The following is a 1,191-nucleotide window of genomic DNA, read 5'->3' as shown; positions in this document are numbered from 1 at the left end:
CACGGTACACGACTCAGGTCTGTTTTGAGATCGTCATCGATCTTCGGGGTGCTTTTGCGAGCCATGCGTTGGCTGCTGCTTTGGGGCTGTTGACGATCCAGTCCCTGAGCGCGTCGAGACCGATGCGGAACCAGGATTTTTGGCGACGGCCATGGCTTTTGCGGGGGATGGCCTTCATGCCCATGGTGCTGGTGGCGCATCGGTAGGCCCATGTGATGGCGAGCATGGCGATGATGATGAGGTTTTCTAGCTTCTCGGGATTGGTAATGTGGGTGTCTTCGAGATTGAGGCCCCGTGTCTTGGTATCACCGAACAGGCATTCGATCCCCCATCTCTTTCGATAGTCGTTGAGGGCTTGCTTGGGATCGGGGCGATTGGTGGCGACGATCAGCCATTCATTGTTGCCAAGGCGCTTCGCGACAAGGCGGACAGGTTCGCGCGTGGCACCTGCCGTGCCGTTGATGCGCCCCTTGCAGATGATTGCCGCGCATCGGGCCCGCCTGCGCCGCAAGAGCGTGGCCAGCGACCATGTGTGGCCGTCATCGAGGGTGACGGTCATGTCGACCTTCACGCGGATGGCAAAGGGGATATTGTTTTCGTTGAGGAAATCCATCCATTCAGCGCCGATGAACTCACGATCGGCGAGCAGGCAGCGGATGGAGGCAGCAGGAAACAGGCTGAGATAGCGGCGCATCAGCGCGATGCGATGGCCCGTGTCGGAGTTGCCCTGATGCGGCAGCAAGGTAAACAGCAGCGGCACCCGGAAGCGCCTTGTGACGATCGCCAGCATCAGGATGTTGATGTCGCGCGATCCGAGCTTCCAATTGGTGCGGTCGAGCGCCAGATATTTTGGTCGCTCCAGGTTGAGCATGTGCACCACCATCCGCGCAGCCACGGCCTGGTCGAGCCGGACGAACTGGAAGAAGCGCTGCAGCCGCCGATACTTCGAGGCATAGAGGGCCGGACCGGACAGATGCACGGCCAGATGCGATAGATTGACAGTGCGCGACTGGGCAAGCCCGGCGATCAGCACCACAAGCGTCATAAGCCGGCTCTTGCTCAGCGCGAAGTGCCAACCTAACGTCGCGCTGAGAGCGGAATGAATCAGTGTCATGGGCGAAGATCCTTTTGCTGAGGAATCTTCAATCCAAACACATCATCCCGTTCTCACCCTGACTGTCGTGTACCGTG

The 1,191-nt window shown here is 59.4% G+C and carries 1 protein-coding gene; it reads right to left on the bottom strand.

The window, feature by feature from the left end:
• Window positions 1-13: 13 nt before the first annotated feature.
• Entirely contained in the window at window positions 14-1,114 is a 1,101-nt protein-coding gene (locus NKH02_RS34345) for an IS4 family transposase (protein ID WP_352884266.1), read from the bottom strand.
• Window positions 1,115-1,191: the final 77 nt, after the last annotated feature.

Source organism: Mesorhizobium sp. M1396, from assembly GCF_040317725.1.
Classification (GTDB): Bacteria; Pseudomonadota; Alphaproteobacteria; order Rhizobiales; family Rhizobiaceae; genus Mesorhizobium.
The sequence above is the reverse complement of the archived record's forward strand: the minus strand, read 5'-3'. Positions and strand labels throughout refer to the sequence as shown.

Bases quoted from the DNA above. Each gene is read 5' to 3' on its own strand.
- NKH02_RS34345 (WP_352884266.1), bottom strand. From the start codon at position 1,114: ATGACACTGATTCATTCCGCTCTCAGCGCGACGTTAGGTTGGCACTTC.